23 protein-coding genes are annotated in these 23,527 nt (G+C 74.8%); 15 read left to right on the top strand and 8 right to left on the bottom strand.

Annotated features, from left to right (window positions below; genetic code table 11):
• Positions 1-75 precede the first annotated feature (75 nt).
• From AB0C99_RS00415 to cobJ, 4 genes are all read left to right on the top strand, one after another.
• On the top strand, positions 76-429 hold the full coding sequence (locus AB0C99_RS00415; RefSeq protein ID WP_362467681.1) for a hypothetical protein: 354 nt from the start codon (positions 76-78) through the stop codon (positions 427-429).
• A gap of 262 nt (positions 430-691) precedes the next feature.
• Positions 692-1,963: a cobalamin biosynthesis protein CobG gene (locus AB0C99_RS00410; protein ID WP_362468094.1), complete on the top strand. Its 1,272-nt coding sequence runs from the start codon at positions 692-694 to the stop codon at positions 1,961-1,963.
• Positions 1,964-1,977: 14 nt separating this feature from the next.
• Positions 1,978-2,613, top strand: coding sequence for a precorrin-8X methylmutase (locus tag AB0C99_RS00405; protein ID WP_362468092.1), 636 nt, complete (start codon positions 1,978-1,980; stop codon positions 2,611-2,613).
• Positions 2,614-2,618: 5 nt separating this feature from the next.
• Positions 2,619-4,121 (top strand): precorrin-3B C(17)-methyltransferase, encoded by a 1,503-nt coding sequence (gene cobJ, locus AB0C99_RS00400; RefSeq protein WP_362468090.1) that lies wholly within the window; start codon positions 2,619-2,621, stop codon positions 4,119-4,121.
• 9 nt (positions 4,122-4,130) lie between these two features.
• On the opposite strand, the gene AB0C99_RS00395 is transcribed toward cobJ, so the two are convergent.
• Both AB0C99_RS00395 and AB0C99_RS00390 read right to left on the bottom strand, forming a co-directional pair.
• Complete coding sequence (locus AB0C99_RS00395) at positions 4,131-5,705, bottom strand: serine hydrolase (protein WP_362467679.1); 1,575 nt, start codon at positions 5,703-5,705, stop codon at positions 4,131-4,133.
• A complete protein-coding gene (locus AB0C99_RS00390) occupies positions 5,702-6,580 on the bottom strand; it encodes a cobalt-precorrin-6A reductase (RefSeq protein ID WP_362467677.1) in 879 nt (292 codons plus the stop codon). The genes AB0C99_RS00395 and AB0C99_RS00390 overlap by 4 nt, the downstream gene beginning before the upstream one ends.
• Positions 6,581-6,592: 12 nt before the next feature.
• On the opposite strand from AB0C99_RS00390, the gene AB0C99_RS00385 reads away from it, so the two are divergent.
• Positions 6,593-7,738, top strand: coding sequence for a cobalt-precorrin-5B (C(1))-methyltransferase (locus tag AB0C99_RS00385; RefSeq protein ID WP_362467675.1), 1,146 nt, complete (start codon positions 6,593-6,595; stop codon positions 7,736-7,738).
• Here AB0C99_RS00385 and AB0C99_RS00380 read toward each other — a convergent pair.
• The 4 genes from AB0C99_RS00380 to AB0C99_RS00365 form a co-directional block, all read right to left on the bottom strand.
• Positions 7,725-8,411, bottom strand: a complete 687-nt coding sequence (locus AB0C99_RS00380) for a hypothetical protein (protein WP_362467673.1) — start codon at positions 8,409-8,411, stop codon at positions 7,725-7,727. The two genes, AB0C99_RS00385 and AB0C99_RS00380, sit on opposite strands and share 14 nt — an antisense overlap.
• Before the next feature lie 218 nt (positions 8,412-8,629).
• On the bottom strand, positions 8,630-9,379 hold the full coding sequence (gene cobM, locus AB0C99_RS00375) for a precorrin-4 C(11)-methyltransferase (RefSeq protein WP_362467671.1): 750 nt from the start codon (positions 9,377-9,379) through the stop codon (positions 8,630-8,632).
• Positions 9,380-9,389: 10 nt separating this feature from the next.
• Positions 9,390-10,643, bottom strand: coding sequence for a precorrin-6y C5,15-methyltransferase (decarboxylating) subunit CbiE (cbiE, locus tag AB0C99_RS00370; RefSeq protein ID WP_362467669.1), 1,254 nt, complete (start codon positions 10,641-10,643; stop codon positions 9,390-9,392).
• 67 nt (positions 10,644-10,710) lie between these two features.
• On the bottom strand, positions 10,711-10,851 hold the full coding sequence (locus AB0C99_RS00365) for a DUF6126 family protein (RefSeq protein WP_362467667.1): 141 nt from the start codon (positions 10,849-10,851) through the stop codon (positions 10,711-10,713).
• Positions 10,852-10,968: 117 nt separating this feature from the next.
• On the opposite strand from AB0C99_RS00365, the gene AB0C99_RS00360 reads away from it, so the two are divergent.
• From AB0C99_RS00360 to AB0C99_RS00350, 3 genes are all read left to right on the top strand, one after another.
• Positions 10,969-12,048, top strand: coding sequence for an LLM class flavin-dependent oxidoreductase (locus tag AB0C99_RS00360; protein WP_362467665.1), 1,080 nt, complete (start codon positions 10,969-10,971; stop codon positions 12,046-12,048).
• Between the two features lie 4 nt (positions 12,049-12,052).
• Positions 12,053-12,676 (top strand): FMN reductase, encoded by a 624-nt coding sequence (locus AB0C99_RS00355; RefSeq protein WP_362467663.1) that lies wholly within the window; start codon positions 12,053-12,055, stop codon positions 12,674-12,676.
• Positions 12,677-12,742: 66 nt separating this feature from the next.
• A complete protein-coding gene (locus tag AB0C99_RS00350; RefSeq protein ID WP_362467661.1) occupies positions 12,743-13,189 on the top strand; it encodes a universal stress protein in 447 nt (148 codons plus the stop codon).
• 16 nt (positions 13,190-13,205) lie between these two features.
• On the opposite strand, the gene AB0C99_RS00345 is transcribed toward AB0C99_RS00350, so the two are convergent.
• Positions 13,206-13,610: a hypothetical protein gene (locus AB0C99_RS00345; protein ID WP_362467659.1), complete on the bottom strand. Its 405-nt coding sequence runs from the start codon at positions 13,608-13,610 to the stop codon at positions 13,206-13,208.
• A 173-nt stretch (positions 13,611-13,783) separates the two neighbouring features.
• On the opposite strand from AB0C99_RS00345, the gene AB0C99_RS00340 reads away from it, so the two are divergent.
• The 6 genes from AB0C99_RS00340 to AB0C99_RS00315 all read left to right on the top strand — a co-directional run bounded on the left by AB0C99_RS00340 (position 13,784) and on the right by AB0C99_RS00315 (position 19,807).
• Entirely contained in the window at positions 13,784-14,236 is a 453-nt protein-coding gene (locus AB0C99_RS00340; RefSeq protein WP_362467657.1) for a hypothetical protein, read from the top strand.
• The gene (locus tag AB0C99_RS00335; RefSeq protein WP_362467656.1) at positions 14,233-14,670 is read left to right on the top strand and encodes a hypothetical protein; all 438 of its coding nucleotides are present in this window, start codon (positions 14,233-14,235) and stop codon (positions 14,668-14,670) included. Before AB0C99_RS00340 ends, AB0C99_RS00335 begins: the two co-directional genes overlap by 4 nt.
• Before the next feature lie 106 nt (positions 14,671-14,776).
• Positions 14,777-15,013, top strand: coding sequence for a DUF2630 family protein (locus AB0C99_RS00330; protein WP_362468088.1), 237 nt, complete (start codon positions 14,777-14,779; stop codon positions 15,011-15,013).
• A gap of 61 nt (positions 15,014-15,074) precedes the next feature.
• A complete protein-coding gene (locus tag AB0C99_RS00325; protein ID WP_362467654.1) occupies positions 15,075-17,045 on the top strand; it encodes an FUSC family protein in 1,971 nt (656 codons plus the stop codon).
• Positions 17,046-17,286: 241 nt separating this feature from the next.
• Positions 17,287-18,762, top strand: a complete 1,476-nt coding sequence (locus AB0C99_RS00320; RefSeq protein ID WP_362467652.1) for an APC family permease — start codon at positions 17,287-17,289, stop codon at positions 18,760-18,762.
• 55 nt (positions 18,763-18,817) lie between these two features.
• Positions 18,818-19,807 (top strand): hypothetical protein, encoded by a 990-nt coding sequence (locus tag AB0C99_RS00315; protein WP_362467650.1) that lies wholly within the window; start codon positions 18,818-18,820, stop codon positions 19,805-19,807.
• Positions 19,808-19,848: 41 nt separating this feature from the next.
• Here AB0C99_RS00315 and AB0C99_RS00310 read toward each other — a convergent pair whose 3' ends face one another.
• Positions 19,849-21,909: a PhoX family protein gene (locus AB0C99_RS00310; RefSeq protein ID WP_362467648.1), complete on the bottom strand. Its 2,061-nt coding sequence runs from the start codon at positions 21,907-21,909 to the stop codon at positions 19,849-19,851.
• Between the two features lie 211 nt (positions 21,910-22,120).
• Between AB0C99_RS00310 and AB0C99_RS00305 the strand changes: the two genes are divergently transcribed.
• The gene (locus AB0C99_RS00305; protein WP_362467646.1) at positions 22,121-23,518 is read left to right on the top strand and encodes a VWA domain-containing protein; all 1,398 of its coding nucleotides are present in this window, start codon (positions 22,121-22,123) and stop codon (positions 23,516-23,518) included.
• Positions 23,519-23,527: the final 9 nt, after the last annotated feature.

The following is a 23,527-nucleotide window of genomic DNA, read 5'->3' as shown; positions in this document are numbered from 1 at the left end:
GGCGCCGGGCTCCTGCGTAATATTTCGGGACACACCCACCGGCACCCTCCCGCACCGCCCCCGAAAGGTCCCCGCATGTCCCGCACGGCACGCGCGCTCGCGGCCCTCGCCGCGCTGGCGGCGCTGGCGCTGGGACTCGTGCTCCGCGGCGACCTCGCGCCCACGTCCCCGCCCGCGCCGGGACCGGTGACCGCCGGGGCCCCGGCGCCCGGCTGCGACCCGGGCCACCCGGTCGACGAGGGGGCCGCGGGCCCCGTCGTACCGCCCCGGACGCACGCCTTCGGCGAGCTGCTGCCCGCGCTGCTGCACGCCCGGTGCGGGGGCGCGGACTGGGCCGTGGACGAGGGCCCCGCGGAGGCGACCCGGGGCCGCGAGCCGCCCGCACTCGCGCCGCCCTCGCCGGTGGAGCTGTCGGTCCTGAGGGTCTAGGGCCTGTCTGACGATTCGCGTCGGATCAGGCCGGGTCGTCCGGTGCGTGCGATCGGCGTGCGGCCGGGGCGCCCTCGTAGCGGAGCTACTTGGGCGTTTCGGCCGTGCGGCGAGCGTGCGTGCCGGGCGGGCCGGACCCGACGGGAATTGTCAGACAGGCCCTAGATCGTCGGGGAGCCCCCCGGGAGGGGCCCGGGGGTCGGGCCGATCACACCCGGCCACGGCGGCTTCGCGGCCGGTGGGGGCGGGGCGGCCCGTGGGTATGCTCGCCGCCATGTCGGCCACCCCACGCACCTCGCCCGAAGCGGGCGGACCTCTCGTCCGGGACCGCGGCGACGCCTGTCCGGGTGCGCTCAGACTCCACCCGGCGGACGACGGGCGGCTCGCCCGACTCCGGCTGCCCGGCGGGCGCCTGACGGAGCCTCAGCTCCTGGCGCTGGCCGACGCGGCCGAGTCCCTCGGCGACGGGGAGGTCAGCATCACCTCGCGCGGCAACGCGGAGCTGCGCGGCCTGGGCGAGGGCTGCGGCGCCGAGCTGGCCGCGCTCCTCGACCGCGCGGGCCTGCTGCCCTCGCCGGGCCACGAGCGGATCCGCAACCTCGTCGCCTCGCCCACCGCGGGCCTCGACGGACTCGGCGGCCCGGACGTGCAGTTGTGGACGCGCGAGCTGGACGCGCTGCTGTGCGCGGAGGACTGGACGGCGTCCCTCTCGGGCCGCTTCCTGTTCGTCCTGGACTCCGGACGGGGCGACGTCGCGGGGCTCGGCGGCGATGTGACCTTGCTCGCAGAGCGGGCGGGGGCGGACACCGGAGCCCGCGACCGCGCGCTCCTGCTCCTCGGCGGTCGGGCCCTGCGGGTCTCCGCCGCCGACGCCCCGCGTGCCGCGCTCGTCGCCGCCGGGGTCTTCCTGCGGGTCGCCGAGGGGGCCGGGAACGGTGCCTGGCGGGTGCGGGAGCTGCCCGAGGGGTGCCTGCCCGCGCTCGCCGACGGGCTCGGCCGCGCCCTCGCGGACGCCGGGATCGCGGCGGAGCCCGTCCCCGGTCCCGTACCGCTGCCGCAGGGCGCCCCGCCCGCCCCCGGGCCGCTCGGGCCGGACGCCCTCTACGTGCTCGCCCCGCTCGGCCGGCTCACCGCCGCCCGGCTGCGGGCGCTGGCCCCGGCCGCCGAGGTGCGGTTCACGCCCTGGCGCGGCGTGGTCGTCGCCGCCCCGCCCGCCCGGCTCGGCGCGCTGGCCGAGGCGGGCCTGATCACCCGCCCCGACGCGCCCGGCACCGGCGTCGGCGCCTGCGCCGGACGCCCCGGCTGCGCCAAGTCCCTCGCCGACGTGCGGCGGGACGCCGCCCTCGCGCCGGGCGGCGCGCTGCCCGTGCACTACTCGGGCTGCGAGCGCCGCTGCGGGCACCCGCACGGTGCCTGGGTCGACGTCCTCGCCACCGCCGACGGCGGCTACCTCGTCGACGGCGCCCCCACCCCCCGTACCTCCCTGTCCGAAGCCGTCGCGGCGGCCCGCGGCCCGGCGATACCCACGAGATGAGCGAGAACACCAGGATGTACGAGTACGAGAAGGACGGCGCGGAGATCTACCGCCGCTCCTTTGCCACGATCCGCGCCGAGGCGGACCTCGCGGGCCTGCCCGCCGACGTCGCCACGGTCGCCGTACGCATGATCCACGCCTGCGGGATGACCGACCTGGTCCGGGACGTCGCGTACTCCCCCGGCGTCGTCGCCGCCGCCCGCGCCGCCCTGCGCGCGGGCGCGCCGATCCTGTGCGACGCGCAGATGGTCGCCAGCGGCGTCACCCGCAAGCGGCTGCCCGCCGACAACGACGTGGTCTGCACGCTGTCCGACCCGGCCGTGCCGGGCCTCGCCGCCGAGCTGGGCACCACCCGCTCGGCCGCCGCGATGGAGCTGTGGCGGGACCGCCTGGAGGGCTCCGTCGTCGCCGTCGGCAACGCGCCGACCGCGCTCTTCCACCTCCTGGAGATGATCGCGAAGGGCGCCGGGAAGCCCGCCGCCGTGCTCGGCATCCCGGTCGGCTTCATCGGCGCCGCCGAGTCCAAGGACGCGCTCGCCGCCAACGACCTCGGCCTGGAGTACCTGGTGGTCCGGGGCCGCCGGGGCGGCAGCGCCATGACCGCGGCGGCGCTCAACGCCCTCGCGCACGAAGCGGAGATCCAGCAGTGACGGCAGTGAACACGGAGGCCGCCGTGCCCGGAAAGCTGTACGGGGTCGGGCTCGGGCCCGGCGACCCGGACCTGATGACGGTGGCCGCCGTGAAGGCCATCGCGGCGGCGGACGTCGTCGCCTACCACTCGGCCCGCCACGGGCGGTCCATCGCCCGCTCGATCGCCGCCGGGCACCTGCGCGAGGACCACATCGAGGAGCGGCTGATGTACCCGCTCACGGTGGAGACCACCGACCACCCCGGCGGCTACCGGGGCGCGCTCGACGACTTCTACGAGGAGGCCGCGGCCCGGCTCGCCGCGCACCTGGACGCGGGCCGCACGGTCGCCGTGCTCGCCGAGGGCGACCCGCTGTTCTACGGCTCGTACCAGCACATGCACAAGCGGCTGGCCGGCCGCTACGACACCACCGTCATCCCCGGCGTCACCTCCGTGAGCGCCGCCGCCGCCCGGCTCGGCGAGCCGCTGTGCGAGGCGGAGGAGGTGCTGACGATCGTCCCCGGCACGCTGCCGGAGGACGAGCTGACGGCCCGCCTCGCGGGCACCGACTCGGCGGTCGTGATGAAGCTGGGCCGCACCTTCCCCACCGTGAAGCGGGCCCTGGAGCGGGCCGGCCGGCTTGAGGACGCGCGGTACGTGGAGCGCGCGTTCATGGCGGGCGAGCGCACCGGCCGCCTCGACGGGATAGCCCCGGACTCGGTGCCGTACTTCTCGGTCGCCGTGCTGCCCTCCCGCGTCGACGCGAAGCCGCCGGTACGGGAGCGGGGCGAGGTCGTCGTCGTCGGCACCGGGCCGGCCGGGGCGCCCTGGCTGACGCCCGAGTCGCGCGGCGCGCTCGTCAACGCCGACGTGCTCGTCGGCTACACCACCTACCTCGACCGGGTCCCGGTCCTGCGCGCCGGGCAGCTCCGGCACGGCTCCGACAACAAGGTCGAGTCGGAGCGCGCCGAGTTCGCCCTCGACCTGGCCCGCCGCGGCCACCGCGTCGCGGTCGTCTCCGGCGGCGACCCGGGGGTCTTCGCCATGGCGACCGCCGTCCTGGAGGTGGCGTCCGAGGAGCGGTACGCCGACGTGCCGGTCCGGGTCCTGCCCGGCGTGACCGCCGCCAACGCAGCCGCCGCCGCGGCGGGCGCGCCGCTCGGCCACGACTACGCGACGATCTCCCTCTCCGACCGGCTCAAGCCCTGGGACGTCATCGCCGGGCGCCTGCGGGCCGCCGCCGAGGCCGACCTGGTCCTTGCGATCTACAACCCGGGCTCCAGGTCCCGCACCCACCAGGTCGCCGCCGCCCGCGAACTCCTCCTCGAACTGCGGGCGCCCGACACCCCGGTGGTCGTCGCCCGCGACGTCGGCGGCCCGGAGCAGTCGGTACGGATCCTGACCCTGAAGACCCTGGACCCGTCCGAGGTCGACATGCGCACCCTCCTCCTCGTCGGCTCCACCCAGACCCGGGTGACCGAGCGGGGCGACGGCCGGACGATCGCGTGGACGCCGCGCCGCTACGGGTAGGGAGCGCCGCTATCTGCCGAAGGTGCCCAGCCCCTCGCCGTTCAGGTACTCGACGGTGAACGCCCGGCCGTCCGGGGTGAACGTGACCCCGGTGCGGCCGACGGCGTTCTCGCCCCTGGTCTCGAAGCTGTACGTGTCGCCCGAGTAGTGCGTCAGGCGGTACGACTGCGGCTTCGGGCCCAGCCGGAGGGTGAGGGCGCCGTCGGGGGCCGTGACGACCTCGGCGCGCCCGTAGTAGGCGCTGGTGTAGGCGCCCGTGAGGGTGTCGGCGGGCCTGGCGGGGGCCGCGTCCGACGGGGGGTGGGCGTAGTCGGTCTTCGAGCGGCCCGCGTCCGCCTCCGCCTGGTAGAGCTGGTCGACGAGCGGGATCCAGTCGCGGCTGGGCTTCCCGTGCTCGGCGATGTCGAAGAAGTCGAGCGCGACGGCGTCGGCGACGCCGACCGGCGCGGTGTTGGTGAGGACGACGATGCCGAGCTGCTCGCCGGGCAGCATCGTGACGTTGGTGTGCGCGCCTTGGGCGAACGCCCCGGTGTGCGACAGGCGCAGCCGGCCCGCGTCGTCGTAACTCACGTTCCAGCCGAGCCCGTAGAAGCCGGTGCGGGCGGCCGGGGCGCGCGGCGGGCCGGAGATCGCCTCGGGCCAGTGGGTGCGCTGGAGGGCGTCGGCGGCGACGATCCGCCGCCCGTCGAGCGTGCCGTCGCCGAGCTGGAGCCGCAGCCAGGTCGCCATGTCGCGGGCGGTGGAGCTGACGCCGCCCGCCGGGGACTGGGCGTCCGGGTCGCGGACGTAGAGCGCCTTCCAGGTGCCGTCGGCGGCCTTCACGTGCCCGTAGGCGCGGTCGGGGGCGTCGGCGAAGTCCTGGAAGCGGGAGCTGGTGTGGTCCATGCCGGCCGGCTTGTAGAGGGTGTCGGCGGCCAGCTTCTCCCATGGCACGCCCTTCTCGTCCGCGACGGCCTGCGCGGCGGCGGTCAGGCCGAAGTTGGTGTAGGCGTAGCTCGCCCGGAACGGGGCGAGGGGCTCGTAGCGCAGGTGGGACAGGATGTACGCCCGGTCGTAGCCGAGGTCTTCGAGGAGGTCGCCCGCGTGGTCGGGCAGGCCGCTGCGGTGCGAGAACAGGTCGGCGGCCGTCACGTGCGAGGTGACCCACGGGTCCTTGAGCGCGAAGCCCGGCACGTCCGGGGCGACGGGCCGCTCCCAGCCCTCGACGCCGACGGCACCGGCGACGACCGTGGAGGCGATCGGCTTCGACACGGACGCCAGCTGGAAGACGGTGTCGGCGTCGACGGCGGCCTTCTCGCCGGCCTTCCGCACGCCGTACCCCTGGATCTTGACGACCTTCCCGTCGTGGACGACGGCGACGGCCACACCGGGCACGCCGGTGCGTTTCATGGCCGCCTCGACGACCCCGTCCAGCCGGTCGACGGCCCGCCGCACGTCCGCGTCGTCGAGCTGCGGGGGCGGCTGCGCCGGGGGCGGTTCGGGCGCCGGAGAGGGCGCCGGGGAGGGTGTCGGGGAGGGCCCGGCGGCCGTGACGCCGAGCAGCGCCGTCAGTCCCGCCGCGGCAAGCCATCGAACGGTACTCATCCCTCCATTGAAGGACCTGCCGCCGGGTCTGTCGCGCGCTGCCCGGCCGGGCCCGGCCGCGGGCCCGGGGCTGGGGCCGAGGCCGGGCCCGGAGCCGGACCCACGCCCGGCCCCCGCCCCAGGTCCAGCGCCCAGCGGGCCGCCTCCTCCGGTGTCGCGGCCACCGCGACCCCCGCCGGGACGGGCGGGCGCCGCACGACGACGACCGGGATCCCGGCCTCGCGGGCGGCGGCGAGCTTCGGGGCGGTCGCCGCGCCGCCGCTGTCCTTCGTGACCAGCACGTCGATCCGGTGCCGGGCGAGCAGCTCCCGCTCCCCTTCCAGGGTGAACGGGCCGCGTTCCAGGAGGACTTCGGTCCGGGCGGGCATCGGCGCCTCGGGCGCGTCGACGGACCGGACCAGGAACCACTCGGGCCGGTCGGCGAAGGCCGCGAGCCCCATCCGCCCGGTGGTGAGGAACACCCGCCCGCCGAGCCCGCCGAGCGCCCCGGCGGCCTCCGCCAGCGACCCCACCTCGTGCCAGTCGTCCCCCTCGCCCGGGACCCAGCCGGGCCGGCGCAGCGCGAGCAGGGGAACATGGGCGGTGGCGGCCGCCCGGGCCGCGTTGAAACTGATCCGCTCGGCGAAGGGATGGGTGGCGTCGATGACCGCGTCCACGCCGTGGAGCCGTATCCAGTCGGCCAGCCCCGCCGCCCCGCCGAAGCCGCCGACCCGCACCTCGCCGGCCGGCAGGCGCGGCGCGGCGACCCGCCCGGCGAGGGAGCTGGTGACGCGGGGCCCGGCCCCGTCCGTCGCGCCGGTCGCGCCCGCCGCGTCGTGGAGCAGCCCGGCGAGGACCCGGCCCTCGGTCGTTCCCCCGAGTATGAGTACGTGCATGGGAGTCCATCCGTGAGTGCGACGAGTTCCGGCGGCGGGCGTGAGGCCCAACTCAAGCACACGGGCCTGCGCCCGGGGTGGACGACCGGCGCCTGCGCGACGGCGGCGACGACCGCCGCGTACACGGCGCTGCTCACCGGCGAGTTCCCCGACCCGGTGACGATCACCCTGCCGAAGGGCCAGACCCCGGCCTTCGCCCTGGCGGTGGAGTCCCTGGACCCCGGCGCCGGCGCGGCCACGGCCGGGGTGGTGAAGGACGCGGGCGACGACCCGGACGTGACGCACGGGGCGCTGATCCGCTCGACGGTGCGGCTCCTGCCGCCCGGCTCGGGCGTGGTCTTCCGGGCCGGTCCCGGGGTCGGCACGGTCACGCTCCCCGGGCTGCCGCTGGAGGTGGGCGAGCCGGCGATCAACCCGGTGCCGCGGCGCCTGATGCGCGAGCACGTGGCGGCGGTCGCGGCGGCGCACGGCGGGGGCGGCGACGTGGAGATCACGGTGTCGGTGGACGGCGGCGAGGAGATCGCCCGGTCGACGTGGAACCCGCGGATCGGCATCCTCGGCGGGCTGTCGATCCTCGGCACCACGGGGGTCGTCGTGCCGTACTCGTGCTCGGCGTGGATCGACTCGATCCGCCGGGGCGTGGACGTGGCCCGCGCGGCCGGTCTCACCCATGTGGCGGGCTGCACGGGCTCCACGTCGGAGAGGACGGTGACGGAGCTGTACGAGCTGCCGGAGCTGGCCCTCCTCGACATGGGCGACTTCGCGGGCGCGGTCCTGAAGTACATCCGCCGCCACCCGGTGGACCGGCTGACGATCTGCGGCGGCTTCGCGAAGCTGTCGAAGCTCGCCGCGGGCCATCTGGACCTGCACTCGGCCCGCTCCCAGGTCGACAAGTCCTTCCTGGCCGATCTGGCCCGCGCGGGCGGCGCCCCGGAGGCGCTGGCCGGGGAGATCACCGCCGCGAACACGGGCCTGGCCGCCCTGCGCCTCGCCGAGGCCGCCGCGGTCCCCCTGGGCGACCTGGTCGCCGCCCGCGCCCGCGACGAGGCCCTGGCGGTGCTGCGCGGCGCGCCGGTGGCGGTGGACGTGGTGTGCGTCGACCGGGCGGGGGTCGTGGTGGGGCGGTCGGCGACGGCGGGGCCGCTCAGGCCCTCCTGACGGCGACGTGGTCCGGGAGCGGCGGGAACACGCCGTCCGGGTAGCCGATCTCGACGATGTCCTCCGCCAGGGACGCCAGGTCCGTCTCCGGGTTCAGCGCCGCGACGACCTGCGGGGTCAGCGGGCGCAGGGCGAGGACGTGGGCGACGGCCTCCTCGTCGACCTCCGTCTCGTAGTAATAGCCGGCCCACTTCGCGTACGCCCGGGGCGAGCGGTCGGTGAGCAGGTGGAAGAGGTAGTCCGCGCCGTCCGGGTCGCCGTCGCCCCAGGTGGGGAACTCGATGGTGCCCGTCCGCCAGGCCGGGTCCGCGGGCTCCCGCCACAGGCAGGCGGTGACGGGCTCGGGGACCTCCGTCGTCCCGTACGCGCGCAGGCCGGCCGGGACCTCGTCCAGGACGCCCGGCCACACCTCCGGGTCGGCGGTGCAGTCGGCCCAGGGGCTCATCGGGGACTCGTGCGAGAAGCCCTCGACGTAGACGCCGCCCTCGGGGGCGAAGGCGATCGTGTACTCGTCGCCCTGCCCGTCCCGCATCGAGGCGGTGCCGTCCGCGAACGAGTAGTACCGGCCCTCCCACTCCGGCGACAGGATCGCGTCCAGCATCGCGAGCCCCCGGCAGTGGTCGCGCAGCTCTTCCACGCCGGGCAGCGCCCGGGCGACATCGTTGACCGTCATGGCCCCATTGCAGCGCACCGCACTGACAGCCGGGCCGACATGCGCCCCTCCTCCCCCGAACCTAGGCTTGCCAGGGCAGAACCCCCCAGCCCACCCAGGTCTCCAGGGAGGAACCCGCCATGTCGAAGCGAGGCAACAAGCGCCGGGCGCGGAAGAAGAAGGGCGCCAACCACGGGAAGCGGCCCAACACCTGAGCCGTCCCGTCGCGGTCCGGGGCCTCAGCAGGTGTGGCGGTCCCGGGCCGGGTCGTACAGGTGGCTGTCGCGGAACTCCGACGCGGCCAGCGTGCGGCCCACGATGATCACCGCCGTCTTGGTGATCCCCGACTCCTTCAGCTGGTCCGCGATGTCCGCGAGGGTCCCGCGCAGCACCAGCTCGTCCGGGCGGCTGGCCATCGCGACGACGGCCGCCGGGCAGTCCTCGCCGTAGTGCGGGACGAGTTCGGCGACGATCCGGTCGGCGTACCGGGCCGCCAGGTGCAGCACCAGGAGCGCGCCGCTGCGGCCGAGGGTCGCCAGGTCCTCGCCCGCCGGCATCGGCGTCGCCTGCTGGGCGATCCGGGTCAGGATGACGGTCTGGCCGACGGTCGGGACGGTCAGCTCCCGCTTGAGAGCCGCCGCGGCGGCGGCGAAGGCCGGGACGCCGGGCACGACCTCGTACGGGATGCCCGCCGCGTCGAGCCGGCGCATCTGCTCGGCCATGGCGCTGAAGACGGACGGGTCGCCGGAGTGCAGCCGGGCCACGTCCAGGCCCGCCGCGTGGGCGGCGGCGATCTCCGCGACGATCTGGTCCAGGTCCATCCGGGCCGTGTCGACCAGCTTCGCGTCCGGGGGGCACTCGGCGAGCAGCTCGACGGGGACGAGCGAGCCCGCGTACAGGCAGACCCCGCACCGGGCGAGGGTCCGCGCGCCGCGCACGGTGATCAGGTCGGCCGCGCCGGGGCCCGCGCCGATGAAGTAGACGGTCATGTCGGTGTGTTCAACCCTTCGTTACGGACCATTGCGTGACCGGCATCGCCTGCCGCCAGCCGGTGAAGCCGCCCACCGGCACGGCGGCGGCGACGGCGAGCCGGACCAGTTCGCCGCCGTGCGCGCGGTGGCGGGCGGCGAGCACCGCCTCGGACTCCAGCGTCACCGTGTTGGCGACCAGCCGGCCGCCCGCCGGGAGCGCGTCCCAGCAGGTGTCGAGCAGGCCGGGGGCGGTCAGCCCGCCGCCGATGAAGACCGCGTCGGGCACCGGGAGCCCGGCCAGCCCGTCGGGGGCGGCGGCCGTCACCACCCGCAGCCCGGGGACGCCGAGGGCCGCCGCGTTGCGCGCGATGCGGGCGGCGCGCTCCGGGGAGCGTTCCACGGAGACGGCCCGGCAGTCGCGGTGGGCCCGCATCCATTCGACGCCGATGGAGCCGGAGCCGCCGCCGATGTCCCAGAGCAGCTCGCCGGGGGCGGGGGCGAGCGCGGCGAGCGTGGCGGCGCGGACGTACCGCTTGGTGAGCTGCCCGTCGTGCTCGTACGCCTCGTCGGGCAGGCCGGGCGTGACGCCGAGCCGGAGCGCGTCCGGGTCGCGGACGCAGTCGAGGGCGATCACGTGCAGCGGGTCGGCGGCGCCGTGCGGCCAGTCGGCGGCGGTGCCGTCGAGGAGCGCCTCGCGCGGGGAGCCGAGCTGTTCGAGGACGCGGATCCGGGTGCCGCCCCAGCCCCGCGCGCGCAGCAGGGCGGCGACCAGGCCCGGGGACTCGGGGCCCTCGCCGAGGAGCAGCAGGCGGCGCCCGTCGTGCAGCCGGGCGACGACGGTGTCGAGGGGGCGGGCGACGAGGGAGACGGTCTCGGTGGCCTCCAGGGGCCAGCCGAGCCGGGCGCAGGCGTACGAGACGGAGGACGGGTGCGGCAGGACGCGGAGCCGCTCGGGGCCGAGGGTCCGGGCGAGCGTGTGCCCGATCCCGTAGAACATCGGGTCGCCGCTCGCGAGGACCGCGATCCGGCGGCCCGCGTGCGCGTCGAGCAGTCCGGGGACGGCGGGCAGCAGCGGGGTGGGCCAGGGGACGCGGGCGCCGGGGCAGTCGGCGGCGGGCAGCAGGCCGAGCTGGCGGGGGCCGCCGATCAGCACCTCGGCGGCGCGCAGGGCCCGGCGGGAGCTCTCGGGGAGCCCGTCCCAGCCGTCCGCGCCGATCCCGACGACGGTCACCGGCTCGGGCACGGACCCGGGCACGGACCCGGATATCGCAGCAGCGTTCACGCCCGGGACTCTACGTGAGCAGGGCCGGAGCCCCCGCGCGCGGGCGCTCGCGGGGCCGCTCGCGGGGTCACTTCCGGGCGTGCTGCCCGACGTAGAAGAGCACCCACACGAACCCGGCGAAGGCGTGCGTCGCGAAGACGTACACGAAGACGCGGAGCATCACGCCCCGCTCCTTCCAGCGCTCGGTGTCGGTGGGGTCGGCGGCCATGGCGTCCAGCGTAAGGGCCGGGAATAGGTGTGGGGGGTGCGCCGTTCCCTCTGATGGTTTAAGATTCAACCAACAAAGCGGCCGGCAACCGGCGGCGAAAGGCGAGAGGTGAGCACGATGCAGTTCGGGATCTTCACCGTCGGCGACGTGACGACCGACCCGACGACCGGCCGTACCCCCACCGAGCACGAGCGGATCAAGAACACCGTCGCCATCGCGCTCAAGGCCGAGGAGGTCGGCCTGGACGTCTTCGCGACCGGCGAGCACCACAACCCGCCGTTCGTCCCGTCCTCCCCGACCACGCTCCTCGGGCACATCGCGGCCCGCACGGAGAACCTGATCCTCTCCACCTCCACCACCCTGATCACCACCAACGACCCGGTGAAGATCGCCGAGGACTACGCGACCCTCCAGCACCTCGCCGACGGGCGCGTCGACCTGATGATGGGCCGCGGCAACACCGGCCCGGTCTACCCGTGGTTCGGCCAGGACATCCGGCAGGGCATCCCGCTCGCCATCGAGCACTACGCGCTCCTCCACAAGCTGTGGAGGGAGGACGTGGTCGACTGGGAGGGCAAGTTCCGCAGCGCGCTCCAGGGCTTCACGTCCACCCCGCGCCCGCTGGACGGCGTCCCGCCGTTCGTCTGGCACGGCTCCATCCGCTCCCCGGAGATCGCCGAGCAGGCCGCGTACTACGGCGACGGCTTCTTCGCGAACCACATCTTCTGGCCCAAGCAGCACACCGAGAAGATGGTCCGGCTCTACCGCCAGAGGTACGCGCACTACGGCCACGGCACCCCCGAGCAGGCCATCGTCGGCCTCGGCGGCCAGGTCTTCGTGCGGAAGAACTCGCAGGACGCGGTACGGGAGTTCCGCCCGTACTTCGACAACGCGCCGGTCTACGGCCACGGCCCCTCCCTGGAGGAGTTCAGCCGCGAGACCCCGCTGACCGTCGGCTCCCCGCAGGAGGTCATCGAGCGCACCCTGTCCTTCCGCGACTACGTCGGCGACTACCAGCGCCAGCTCTTCCTGGTCGACCACGCCGGGCTGCCCCTGAAGACGGTCCTGGAACAGCTCGACATCCTCGGCGAGGAGGTCGTCCCGGTGCTCCGCAAGGAGTTCGCGAACCTGCGCCCGGCCGACGTCCCCGCCACCGCCCCGCTGCACCCCGCCGTACAGCAGAAGCAGGAGGTCTGAGGTCATGCAGACGCTGAAGCTGGTCGCCGTCTCCGCCGGCCTGAGCACCCCCTCCGCCACCCGGCTGCTCGCCGACCGGCTCCTCCAGTCGGCCCGCTACCGGCTCGCCGAGCAGGAGTACGCCGTCGACGTCGAGGTCGTCGAACTGCGCGACCTCGCCGTGGACATCGCGAAGAACTTCGTCACGGGCTTCCCGTCCGAGAAGCTCCAGGGCGCGATCGACGCGGTGACCGGGGCGGACGGCGTCATCGCCGTCACCCCCGTCTTCACCGCCTCCTACAGCGGGCTGTTCAAGTCCTTCTTCGACCTGATCGACCCGTCCGCGCTCACCGGCGTGCCGGTCCTGATCGGCGCCACCGGCGGCACCTCCCGCCACTCCCTCGTCCTCGACCACGCCCTGCGCCCGCTCTTCGCCTACCTGCGGGCCCTCACCGTCCCGACCGGCGTCTACGCGGCGTCGGAGGACTGGGGCTCGGGCGGCGACGAGTACACCGAGGGGCTGCCGTCCCGGATCACCCGCGCCGGGACCGAGTTCGCGGACATCGTGGCCGGGCGGCCCGCCCGGCGCGGCGACGAGGACGAGATCGTCCCCTTCGAGAAGCAATTGGCCGATCTGCGGCTGGATTGATCCGTTTGTTACGTTGGTCGGGAGGTCTCCGTTCGGGGCCTCCCGACAGCGAAACGGAGGTCGGTCATGGCCGGCGGCAGGATCGTGGTGGGCGTGGACGGCTCGGCTCCGTCCCTGAGGGCACTGAAGTGGGCGGCGGCCCAGGCCGCCCTGACCGGGGACACCCTCCATACGGTGATCAGCTGGGAGTTCCCGGCCTCCTGGGCCACCCTGATGCCGGGTGTCCCGCCCGAGTTCGACCCGGAACGCCTCGCGCGGCAGATCCTCGACCAGGCCCTCGACCAGACCCTGGCCCCCGCCACCGCCGCCGCGGCCACCCGCACCGTCGTGAGCGGCAACGCGGCCCAGGCCCTGATCGACCAGGCCAAGGGCGCCACCCTGCTGGTGGTCGGCGACCGCGGCTACAGCGGCTTCAAGGCGGCCGTCCTCGGCTCGGTCTCCTCCCACGTCACCCAGCACGCCCCCTGCCCGGTCGTCGTCGTCCGCGGCGACATCCCGGGCGAGGAGGCGTAGCCTCCGCGCGGCCGGTTCAGTAGGGCGCGGCGTGACCCGCCGCGTCCTCGTGGGTGTAGAAGAGGTAGAACGCGGCGGCGCCGCTGACCGCCGCGGTGATCAGGCCGAGCAGCGAGGACGAGTAGACGCTCGCGCCGGACAGGCTGTAGAGGAAGCCGGTCGCGATGCCGGCGAGGGCGCCCCAGGCCACCGCGCGCAGCTCGCGCCGCAGCCGCCCGCCGAAGCGGAGCAGGCTGTGGATCGAGACGGCGACCACGACGGCGCTGATCAGGCCGAGCCAGAGCTGGCCCCAGGACAGGGCGCCGCCGTGGCGCGCGATGACGGGGGCGTAGAGACCGTAGGCGACGCCGAGCGTGACGGGCACGGCCCAGCCGTGCGTGCTCAGCCGCCGCCGGGGGGATACGGCTGCGTGTGCGGCCATGGCGGGAGCTCCTTTCCCCGGAACCGCTCCTGCGGTTCCCGCACCCTCCAGGGCACACCCGCCCCCGGCGCCCCGCAAGTGGATCAGCCGGCGGCCGGGCCCGTCGGGCGCCCCTCACCCGTACGGCTCAACTGAACCGTTCGTGGACGGCCGGGCGCTCCGACGATGGGTCCATGAGCCAGAACACCGCACCATCGCAGAAGCGGACACCGGACGGCCCCGGCGGCAGCAGCGGCAGCGGCGGCGGCTGGGCCGCCGGGGGCACCCTCTTCGCCGGTGTCCTGATGCTGGTCACCGGCATCATGGACATCTTCCAGGGCATCGCGGGCATCGCCCAGGACGACGTCTACGCCCGGGTCGGCGACTACGTCTTCAAGTTCAACCTGACCACCTGGGGCTGGATCCACCTGATCCTCGGCGTCGTCGTCGCCATCGCCGGCTACGGCATCCTCAAGGGCGCCGAGTGGGGCCGCGTCGCAGGCATCGCGCTCGCGTCCCTGAACGTCATCGCCCACTTCCTCTTCCTGCCCTACCAGCCCTGGTGGGCGCTCTTCTCCATGGCCGTCTCCATCTTCGTGATCTGGGCGCTGGCCACCGACGAGCCCGACACCGGCGAGCGCCGGTGAACCGCGCACGCGCCACGGCGGGCGCCCTCGCGCTGCTCCTCGGGCTCTCCCTGGCCGCCACCGGCTGCGACCAGGCCAAGGAGAAGGCCGGCGGCATCGTCTCCTCCGCCACGGCCGCCGCCGCGTCCGCCGCCCAGCAGAAGATGGACGAGGTCAAGGACGGGGTGAACGCGACCGGCGACGTCAAGGCCGGGCCGACCTCGGCGGACGGCGACCGGACGGTCGCCGAGATCACCGCGACCAACCCCAAGGACAAGACCGCCGACTACACGGTGTGGGTCAACTTCCGCGACTCCGGCGGCAATCTGCTCGACGCCGTCGTCCTCAACATCGACGGCGTCGAGGCCGGGAAGTCCAAGTCCGGCACGGCCCGCAGCAACCGGAACCTCACCGGCGACACCAAGGCCGAGATCCAGCAGGCCGTACGCCACTAGGACCGGTCCGGCAGGCCGTACGCCGTCGAGGTTCAGGACGACGGCCCCCGGGGCGCTCGACCTGCGGGCCGGGCGCCCTTCGGACACGCTGAGAGGCATGGACACCATGGACAACGACGAGATCCTCTCCAACATCGGCGCCCTCGTCGAGGAGGAGCGCGCCCTGCGCGCCCGCACCGGCGGCCTCCTGGACGAGGAACGCTCCCGCCTGACCGACCTGGAGGTCCAGCTCGACCAGTGCTGGGACCTGCTGCGGCAGCGGCGCGCCAAGGCCGAGTACGGCGAGGACCCGGACAGCGCGGCGGTCCGCCCGGCCGCCGAGGTCGAGGGGTACCGCAACTGACCCCGGCCCCCATGAGCGCCCCCTTCGTCCCGCTTGCGGGGCCTGGCCCTACTTTGTAGGCATGGCGAAACCCGCACCGACCACCCGCGCGCCCCGGCTCGCCCCACCCGCCTGGCTCACCGCGGGGCTCCGCCCGCAGCCGACCCCGGTGCCCTGGGCCGCCGTTCTGCGCGCCGCCGTCGCACTCGCCGCGCCGCTCGCGGTCGGCTTCGCCGCCGGACAGCCCGCCTACGGGGCGCTCGTCTCCATGGGCGCCCTGTCCGGCGTCATCGGCGACACCGCCGACGCGTACCGGATGCGGATCTTCAACATCGCCGTCCCGCAGCTCTTCGGCGCCCTCGGCGTCACCCTCGGCACCCTCGTCTTCGGGCAGGGCTGGCTCGCCGTCGCCGCCCTCACCGTCGTCGCGCTCGTCTCCGGGATGATCTCCTCGATCGGCGCCGTCGCCTCCGTCTCCGGACTGCTGCTCCTGCTCAACGCCGTCGTCGGCGCCGGCCTGCCCATGCCCGACCCCTGGTGGAAGGCGCCGCTGCTGCTCAGCCTCGGCGGCGTCGTCGTCCTCGTGCTCACCCTGCTCGGCTGGCCGCTGCGCGGCGGCACCCCCGAACGCGCCGCCGTCGCCGGGACCTACCGGGCGCTCGCCGCGCTCTTCGAAGCCTCCGGCACCGCCTCGTACGACGAGAAGCGGCAGGCCGTCACCGCCTCCCTCAACCAGTCCTACGACCTCGTCCTCGCCCGCCGCGCCCGCCAGCACGGCCGGGCGCCGAGCCTGGTGCGGCTGCTCGCCCAGCTCAACGCGCTCGTCCCGGTCCTGGAGGCCGCGCCCGCCGCCCACCTCGCGGCCCGCCGCTTCCACTGGCCGCTGCCGCCCGAGATCCCGGCCACCGTGCGGGCCCTCGCCGACGCCGTCGAACAGGGCCGCACCGGGCCGTACACGCTCGACCTGCCCGAGGCCCGCCGCCCCTCCGAGAAGGCCGTCGACGCGGCCCTGCGCCACGCCGCCACCGTCGTCCACAACGCCGAGCCCAACCCGCACAACGTCGACGACCGGCTCGGCCGGCCCGCCGCGCTGCGGGTCCGGATCCGGCGCACCGCGCGCGGGGTGCTGTTCTCCGAGGCGTCCTGGCGCTACGGGCTGCGGCTCGCCCTGTGCATCGGGCTCTCCCAGGCCCTCGTCTCGCTGATCCCGGTGCCCCGCTCGTACTGGGTCGCCCTCACCGTCACCTTCGTCATGAAGCCCGACTTCGGCTCGGTCTTCTCGCGGGCCGTGCTGCGCGCGCTCGGCACCGCCGGCGGGCTGCTGCTCGCCGCGCCCGTCCTCGCCGCCGTGCCGCGCGGCTGGTGGGACGTGCCCGTGATGATGCTGCTCGGCGCCCTGATCCCGGCCTTCTCCGCGAAGGGGTACGCCTTCCAGACCGCGGCCATCACCCCCGTCATCCTGCTCCTGTCCGACCTGCTCAACCACCAGGGCTTCGACCTGGTGCTGCCCCGGCTCTACGACTCGCTGATCGGCTGCGCGATCGCCCTGGTCGCCGGGTATCTGCTGTGGCCCGAGTCCTGGCACACCCGGGTCGCCGACCGGCTCGCCGACGCCGTCGCCGACACCGCCGACTACGTGGCCCTCGCCTTCTCCCCGCTGTCGCCGCTCGCCGGGGACGACACCACGGCCCCGCACCGGGCCCGGCGCGCGCTGTACCGGGACATGTCCGCCGTCCGCTCCGAGTTCCAGCGCGCCCTCACCGAACCGCCGCCCGCCGGGGACCTCGCCGCCGCCTGGTGGCCGCTGGCCATCGCCGTGGAGCGGATCGTGGACGCCACCACCGCCGCCCGGATCCGCGTCGACCACGGCGCGCCCCCGCCGCCGCCCGCCGAGGTCGCCGCCGTCGAGGGGCAGTTGCGGGAGCTCGCCGAGGGGCTGCGGTCCAGCGACGTCCTGGTGGAGGTCCGGATCGACCTCGGCGGCGACGAGGACGGGGTCCTGGAACCGCTCCGGCAGGAGGTCAGGGCGGCGCGGGCCATCGCCTCGCCATAGCGGGCGCCCGGCGGGGGCGCCTTGGACGCGGCCGTGGTTCAAACCCGGCCAATGGGGCGTACGGGAGCCCTTACCGGCGGTTGCGGAACGCAACCCTCCCACCGCCGTTACCGGAATCCACGCGTACGACTACGATGCGCTCGACTCACCGTGATCCGCGCCCCCTCCCCGGCCACAAGCGACCTGGTGGCAGGGTCACTTGCCTGCGTCCCCCGTCCTTCCCCTCCCCGAGGACACCCCTATGCGCACCACCTCCGGCAGAGGTCTCCAGCCCAACGCCCTCGGCACGTTCGACACCATCGTGATGGCCGTGGCCGGGAGCGCGCCCGCGTACTCGCTCGCCGCCACGACCGCCGTGCTCTTCGGCGCCGTCGGCCTCGCCGGGCCCGCGGCGCTGCTCTACTGCGCGATACCGATGCTCGGCATCGTCCTCGCCTACGCCCGCCTCGGCCGCATCGACGTCAACGCGGGCGCCGGCTACTCCTGGGTCGGCCGCACCCTCCACCCCGCCCTCGGCTTCCTCTCCGGCTGGGCCCTGGTCTTCGCCGCGACCGTCTTCATGGTCGCCGGATCGCTGCCCGCCGGCTCCCTGACGCTCTCCCTCTTCGATGCCCGGCTGGCCGAGAACACCGCCCTGTCCTGCGCGGTCGGCGCCGGCTGGTTCCTGATCATGCTGCTCGTCGTCCTGGGCGGCGCCCGGCTCACCGTACGGGCCCAACTCCTCATGACCGGCGTCGAACTGGCGATCCTCCTGGTGTTCGTGCTGGGCGCCGTCGCGCACCGCGGCCACGCCACCGCCTTCGACTGGTCATGGTTCGGATTCGGCCACTTCGGCGGCTCCTCCGGCTTCGCGTCCGGCGCCCTGATCGCCGCCTTCTACTACTGGGGCTGGGACGTCACCAGCAACCTCAGCGAGGAGACCCGCGACAGCCGCCGCACCGCCGGACTCGCCGCGCTCATCGGCGTCGGCGTCGTCTTCCTGCTCTTCGAGGCGTTCACCGTCTCCGTCAACGTGCTGCTGAGCGCCGGGCGGATCGAGAGCGCGGGCGCCAACATCCTCGCCGTCCTCGGCGAGGAGATCTGGCCCGGCGCGGGCGGCAAGCTCCTCGTCCTGGCCGTGCTGCTCTCCACCGTCGCCACCCTGGAGACCACCCTCATCCAGGTCACCCGCTCGCTCTTCGCGATGGGCCGCGACCGCACCATGCCCGCCGCGCTCGGCACCGTGCACCGGCGCTGGAACACCCCCTGGGTGGCCGTCGTCGCGGTCGGCGGCGCCGCGCTCCTCATGTTCGCCGCGGCGGCCGTCGCCGGCACCGTGCAGCAGGTCCTCAAGGACGCGGTCAGCGCTATCGGACTGCAAATCGCCTTCTACTACGGCCTCGCCGGCATCGCCGCCGTCGTCGCCTACAAGTCCCTCCTCTTCAGCTCCGTACGGGACTTCGTGCTCGGCGGGGTGTGGCCGCTGCTCGGCTCCGCCTTCATGCTGTGGGCCTTCGTCGAATCGCTCGGCGAACTCTCCGCCAACGCCCTCGTCATCGGCATCGGCGGGCTCGCCGTCGGCATCGTGCCGATGGGCGTGTACTGGGCCAAGGGCAGCGCCTACTACCGGCCCGCCCGCCTCGACGCGGCCCGCGCGCTCGCCGCCGCGGGACCCTTCGACTCACCGGACTCGCCGCGCGCCCGCCGCACGGACGAGTCGTACGCCACGGACTTCTGACGGCCACTGCCTTCGAGGACGGCCCCTGTCTTCGAGGGAGGAAAGGAGGAACCGGATGGCCGCACTCCGCAGACCGTCCCGCTCGTCACGGGCGGCCCGCTTCACACCCGACTTCGACCCGGACTTCGGCGACCGGGCGCTCACCGAGGCCCGCCACGACATGGTCATCGGCCGCTGGCAGGGGGTCCGCGACCTGCTGCGGGCCACCGGCGACGACTGGCCGCGCCGCACCCACCGGCTGCGGCTGCTCTCGCACGCCGCCGCGGGCGGCTCCACCGTCGAGGCGTGGCGGGCCGCCGAGCCGGGCGACCCGGACGCGGCCGTGCTGCGGGCCGCCACCGACGTCGTCCGCGTCTTCGACACCGCCATCGCCGCCGGCCGCGGCGGGGCCCTCGACCGGGGCCGGATCGACGCCGCCGTCGACGCCTGCCTCGCCGCCGCCCAGGCCGCCCCCGCCGACCCGATGCCCTGGGTCTCGCTGCTCTCCGTCGCGCGGCTGTACGAGGGCGGGGTGCCGCGCCGCGAACTGCGCCACTGGTTCGACGAACTGCGGCGCCGCGACCCGTACAACACCGAGGGCCACACCCAGGTGCTGCGCTACTGGTCGGCCCGCTGGCACGGCACCCACGGCGCCATGTACGACTTCGCGCGCGACGCGGCCGGGGTCGCCCCGCCCGGCTCGCCGCTGCCGGTCCTGGTGCAGATCGCCCGGGTCGAGGAGTACCGCTACATCGCCGACGGGGCGCTCGGCCGGGGCCCCGTGCGCGGCTTCGACCAGCACTGGAAGCACGAGCTCGCGGTCACCGAGCTGCGCCGCACCCACGCCCGCTGGATCGGCGGCCGCGAGCCCGGCCGCCCGGTGGCCCCCGAGGAGGTCGCCGACCTCAACTACCTGGCCCACGCGGCCTGCTACGCGGGGCGGCCGGAGCTGGCGCGGGAGCTCCTCGGGCTGCTGGGCACCCGGGCGGCGTGGGTTCCCTGGGTGTACACGGGCGAGCCCGAGGAGCAGTTCACGCGCTTCCGGGAGGGCCTGGCGGTCGACTGACCGCCAGGCCCCTGGCCGGAGCCTCGGACGCCTCGGACGCCTCAGACGCCGATGTCGCGCCCGTCGGCCCGCCACACCGACACGACGGCCGGGCGGACGATCTTCCCGGGGCCGTCCGGCCAGACCGAGGCGGGCTTCTCGACGGAGGCGCCGTCGATCTCGCCCGGGTGCTGGACGGCGACCAGGACCCGGCGGTCCTGCACGATCGGGCCGCAGGTCTCGGCGCCGGTCGGCACGGTCAGGAACTGCTTGAGCTCACCGCGCCGCTCGCCGTGCGTGGCCACGCCGAACAGGCCGTCGTGGGAGCCGAGCTGGTTGCCGTCGGTGGAGATCCACAGGTTGCCGTGCGGGTCGAAGGCCACGTTGTCGGGGCAGGAGATCGGCGAGACCTTCTCCTTCGGGAAGCCCGCGAAGTAGGTGGCCGGGTCGTTCGGGTCGCCCGCGACCAGGAACAGGCGCCAGGCGAAGCCGTCCGAGGCCGGGTCGTCCCAGTGCTCGGCGAGCTCCAGGATCTGCCCGTGCTTGTTGAGGTTGCGCGGGTTGGCCTCGTCCGCGCCCGGGTTGGTGCCCTTGCCGCGGTTGGTGTTGTTGGTGAGCGCCACGTAGACGCGGCCGGTGCGCGGGGAGGGCTCGATGTCCTCGGGGCGGTCCATCTTGGTGGCGCCGACCTTGTCACCGGCGAGGCGGGTGAAGACGTACACCTCCTCGGCGGTCATCCCGGGCACGTGCGACACGGCCCCGCCGGGACCGGCGGTGGCCAGCGGGATCCACACGCCGGAGCCGTCGAACTCGCCGTCCGCCGGGAGCTTCCCGCTGCCGTCGATCTCGGCCGCCGGGCTGTCGCCGGTCAGCTTGGCGACGTACAGAGTGCCCTCGTCGAGCAGGGTGAGGTTGTGCGCGTGCGCGGCCCGCGAGGAGCCCTTCTTCATGCGCTTGCTCGACACGAACTTGTAGAAGTAGTCGAAGCGCTCGTCGTCGCCCATGTAGACGACCGGACGCCCGTCCGCCGTCATGCGCGGCTGCGCGGCCTCGTGCTTGAAGCGGCCGAGCGCGGTGCGCTTGCGGGGCGTGGACTCCGGGTCGTACGGGTCGAGCTCGACGACCCAGCCGAAGCGGTTCGCCTCGTTCGGCTCCTGCTTCAGGTCGAAGCGCCGGTCGAACCGCTCCCACTTGCGCTCGGTGGCGCCGGTGCCGATGCCGTAGCGCTTGTCGGTGGCGCTGGACGCGTTGGCGAAGTACTGGTTGAAGTTCTCCTCGCCGTGCAGCGTGGTGCCCCACGGGGTGGTGCCGCCGGAGCAGTTGTTGAGCGTGCCGAGGATGCGGCGGCCGGACGGGTCGGCGGAGGTCTTCAGGAGCGCGCTCCCGGCGGCCGGGCCGGTGGCCTCGAAGACGCTGGTGGCGGTGAGGCGCCGGTTGAGCCGGTGCCGGGTGACGGCGGTCAGCTTGCCGGAGCGGTGCTCCTCCTGGACCACGACGACGCCGAGGCCGTGCGCCGCCCAGGCGATCTCGACCTGCTCGCGGGTCGGGTTCTCGGGGTCGTAGCCCCGGAACATCAGCACCTCGTCGGTGTACTCGTGGTTGGCCACGAGGACCTGGCGGTGGTGCTCGCCCGGCAGCGGCAGCAGGGAGAGGAAGTCGTTGTTGTAGCCGAACTGACCGGCCTGCGCCTTGGCGGTCTGCTTCTCCGGGTCGAAGGCCGGGGCGCCGCGCAGGATGGGCTCGCCCCAGCGGATGACCACGTTCTGCTGGTAGCCGGCGGGGACGGTGACCTGGTCGGCGGTGTTCGGCGCGACCGGCTGGAAGCGCAGACCGCGCGCGCCGTCGGGCTTCGGCGCGGGCTTCGGGCGCCCGTGCGCCTCGGCGACCTGGGCGTCACCGAGCGCGAGCGCGGTGCCGGCGGAGGCGGCGACGGTCACGACGGCGGCGGCGCGCATCACGGAACGGCGCGAGAGCGCGCCCGCTATGACGTCGCCGACGTACTCGTTGCCGCTGGTGTTGGGCACCTCCTGGAAGCAGGCGTCACCGCACCGGAACCGGCAGGTCAGGGCGGAACGCCCGCCTGCGTGCGAGGGGTTGCTCAGCAGCGGCAGCAGTTTGGGCACGTCTTCCTCCGGGTGTCGATCAGCGTCCGGCGGTGACGTTATGTGCGCACATCTGCACAGCGGAGGCGGGGGAATGAACGCCGGATGAATGCACGGCGTCCGGGGGTGCCCGGGTCGTAGGGCCCGGCGGGCGCGGCCGCTAACCTTACGTGTCCGCCCTGGCCAGGGATGAAGGACGCATATCGCCCAACTCATGCGAAGGGGTTCGCCCATGGGTATTCGGAGCATGCTGCGCAAGGTATTCGGCCGAGACCGCGCGAACGACGCCGAACAGTCCTCCGCCCCGGCGACCTCCGTCCCGGCCCAGGCGACATCCCCGGAACCGACACCGGCGGAACAAGCGGCGGCGGACCTGGTGGCGGCCTCCTTCGACAACCCGCAGGTGCCGGGGGCGCGGCGGGGGGAGGAGCCGGTGACGCCGGAGCCCGCACCGGTGGCAGACGCGGAGCCCGCGAAGGCGGAGGCGGAGCCGGAGGACGCGAAGCCGGAGCCGGTCGCCGAGGCGGCGGAGCCGGAGGACGCGAAGCCGGAGCCTGCGGTGGCGGTGGCGGACGCGGAGCCGCTGGACGCCAAGGCGGAGCCGGTCGCCGAGGCACCGGTGGCGGAGGCGGAGCCCGCGAAGGCGGAGCCGGTCGTCGAGGCACCGGTCGCCGAGGCGGAGGAGCCGAAGCCGGAGCCGGAGCCGGTCGCCGAGGCGGAGGAGCCGAAGCCGGAGCCGGTCGCGGAGCCGGTGGCGGAGGCCGAGCCCGTCGCCGAGCCGGAGCCGATCGCCGACCCGGATCCGGAGGCCCCGGTGAAGGCCGAGGCGGAGCCGGTGACGGCCGAGGCGGAAGCCCCGGCAGAGGAGCAGCTGGCAGAGACCCCGGCGGAGGAGCAGCTCGCAGAGACCCCGGCGGAGGAGCAGCTCGCAGAGACCCCGGCGGAGGAGCCGACCCCCACCAAGCCCGCCCTCTCCCTCCCCAAGCTCAAGGCCGCCGCCCCGCACCTCGCCGACGCGTACAAGGCCGCCGGGGCCGTGCTGAAGAAGCAGGGGCTCACGGGCGCGCGGGCGGCCGTGTACCTCGTGGTGGACCGTTCGGGCTCGATGCGCCCGTACTTCAAGGACGGCTCCGTGCAGCGGCTCGCCGAGCAGACCGTGGCGCTGGCCGCGCACCTCTCCGAGGACGCGACCGTGACCACCGTCTTCTTCTCCACCGACATCGACGGCACGGCCGAACTCCGCCCCGCCGACCTCACCCCCGACCGCGTCGAGACGGTCAACGCGACCCTCGGCCGGATGGGCCGCACGCACTACCACCGGGCGGTCGAGGAGGTCCTCGCGCACCACGAGAAGAACGGCGCGGACCGCCCGGCCCTGGTCGTGTTCCAGACCGACGGCGCCCCCGACGCCCGTACGGCCGCGACGCAGGCGCTGGCGGAGGCGGCGGACCGCCCCGTGCACTGGCGCTTCACGGTCTGGGGCGAGGAGGACAACAAGGCGTTCGACTACCTCCGCAAGCTGCCCGGCACCGTCCCGGCCGCGAGCGTCCACTTCGCGGGCACGGCCCCGCTGGAGACCGCGCACGCGGCGTTCTACCGGGGCCTGCTGGCCGGCATCCAGGCGCTCTGACCCGGCACG

The sequence above is a fragment of the Streptomyces sp. NPDC048659 genome (genome assembly GCF_040650575.1).
Taxonomy (GTDB): domain Bacteria; phylum Actinomycetota; class Actinomycetes; order Streptomycetales; family Streptomycetaceae; genus Streptomyces.
This window is presented reverse-complemented; position numbering and strand designations above follow the sequence as displayed.

What these genes read in the sequence shown, in the direction of transcription:
- AB0C99_RS00415 (WP_362467681.1), top strand. Translation starts at nt 76, where the DNA reads ATGTCCCGCACGGCACGCGCGCTCGCGGCCCTCGCCGCGCTGGCGGCG.
- AB0C99_RS00410 (WP_362468094.1), top strand. Translation starts at nt 692, where the DNA reads ATGCTCGCCGCCATGTCGGCCACCCCACGCACCTCGCCCGAAGCGGGC.
- AB0C99_RS00405 (WP_362468092.1), top strand. Translation starts at nt 1,978, where the DNA reads ATGTACGAGTACGAGAAGGACGGCGCGGAGATCTACCGCCGCTCCTTT.
- AB0C99_RS00395 (WP_362467679.1), bottom strand. Translation starts at nt 5,705, where the DNA reads ATGAGTACCGTTCGATGGCTTGCCGCGGCGGGACTGACGGCGCTGCTC.
- AB0C99_RS00390 (WP_362467677.1), bottom strand. Translation starts at nt 6,580, where the DNA reads ATGCACGTACTCATACTCGGGGGAACGACCGAGGGCCGGGTCCTCGCC.
- AB0C99_RS00380 (WP_362467673.1), bottom strand. Translation starts at nt 8,411, where the DNA reads ATGACGGTCAACGATGTCGCCCGGGCGCTGCCCGGCGTGGAAGAGCTG.
- cobM (WP_362467671.1), bottom strand. Translation starts at nt 9,379, where the DNA reads ATGACCGTCTACTTCATCGGCGCGGGCCCCGGCGCGGCCGACCTGATC.
- AB0C99_RS00365 (WP_362467667.1), bottom strand. Translation starts at nt 10,851, where the DNA reads ATGGCCGCCGACCCCACCGACACCGAGCGCTGGAAGGAGCGGGGCGTG.
- AB0C99_RS00360 (WP_362467665.1), top strand. Translation starts at nt 10,969, where the DNA reads ATGCAGTTCGGGATCTTCACCGTCGGCGACGTGACGACCGACCCGACG.
- AB0C99_RS00355 (WP_362467663.1), top strand. Translation starts at nt 12,053, where the DNA reads ATGCAGACGCTGAAGCTGGTCGCCGTCTCCGCCGGCCTGAGCACCCCC.
- AB0C99_RS00350 (WP_362467661.1), top strand. Translation starts at nt 12,743, where the DNA reads ATGGCCGGCGGCAGGATCGTGGTGGGCGTGGACGGCTCGGCTCCGTCC.
- AB0C99_RS00345 (WP_362467659.1), bottom strand. Translation starts at nt 13,610, where the DNA reads ATGGCCGCACACGCAGCCGTATCCCCCCGGCGGCGGCTGAGCACGCAC.
- AB0C99_RS00340 (WP_362467657.1), top strand. Translation starts at nt 13,784, where the DNA reads ATGAGCCAGAACACCGCACCATCGCAGAAGCGGACACCGGACGGCCCC.
- AB0C99_RS00330 (WP_362468088.1), top strand. Translation starts at nt 14,777, where the DNA reads ATGGACAACGACGAGATCCTCTCCAACATCGGCGCCCTCGTCGAGGAG.
- AB0C99_RS00325 (WP_362467654.1), top strand. Translation starts at nt 15,075, where the DNA reads ATGGCGAAACCCGCACCGACCACCCGCGCGCCCCGGCTCGCCCCACCC.
- AB0C99_RS00320 (WP_362467652.1), top strand. Translation starts at nt 17,287, where the DNA reads ATGCGCACCACCTCCGGCAGAGGTCTCCAGCCCAACGCCCTCGGCACG.
- AB0C99_RS00315 (WP_362467650.1), top strand. Translation starts at nt 18,818, where the DNA reads ATGGCCGCACTCCGCAGACCGTCCCGCTCGTCACGGGCGGCCCGCTTC.
- AB0C99_RS00305 (WP_362467646.1), top strand. Translation starts at nt 22,121, where the DNA reads ATGGGTATTCGGAGCATGCTGCGCAAGGTATTCGGCCGAGACCGCGCG.